This is a genomic window from Pantoea sp. USHLN298, from assembly GCF_037149395.1.
Taxonomy (GTDB): Bacteria; Pseudomonadota; Gammaproteobacteria; order Enterobacterales; family Enterobacteriaceae; genus Pantoea; species Pantoea astica.
The window spans coordinates 1-622 of sequence record NZ_JBBCRO010000016.1 but is presented as its reverse complement, the minus strand read 5'-3'; the positions used below and the strand labels follow the sequence as shown (position 1 = coordinate 622).

Here is a 622-nt window from a genome sequence, read left to right as displayed (position 1 = left end):
GCTCTTTAACAATTTATCAGACAATCTGTGTGGGCACTCGCAGGATTGATATCAGCGTCTCCGGACGTAAAAAATATCAAGTCTCACGAGTGAACACATAATGAAATTCATTATGACGTTTTACAGATGAGCACCGCTTAACTTGTTTAAGCAAATCAAACTTAAATTGAAGAGTTTGATCATGGCTCAGATTGAACGCTGGCGGCAGGCCTAACACATGCAAGTCGGACGGTAGCACAGAGGAGCTTGCTCCTTGGGTGACGAGTGGCGGACGGGTGAGTAATGTCTGGGGATCTGCCCGATAGAGGGGGATAACCACTGGAAACGGTGGCTAATACCGCATAACGTCGCAAGACCAAAGAGGGGGACCTTCGGGCCTCTCACTATCGGATGAACCCAGATGGGATTAGCTAGTAGGCGGGGTAATGGCCCACCTAGGCGACGATCCCTAGCTGGTCTGAGAGGATGACCAGCCACACTGGAACTGAGACACGGTCCAGACTCCTACGGGAGGCAGCAGTGGGGAATATTGCACAATGGGCGCAAGCCTGATGCAGCCATGCCGCGTGTATGAAGAAGGCCTTCGGGTTGTAAAGTACTTTCAGCGGGGAGGAAGGCGATG

1 rRNA gene is annotated in these 622 nt (G+C 51.4%); it reads left to right on the top strand.

What is annotated here, in order from left to right:
• Positions 1-163 precede the first annotated feature (163 nt).
• Positions 164-622: ribosomal RNA gene (locus WFK59_RS21955) — 16S ribosomal RNA — on the top strand; the annotation flags it as partial.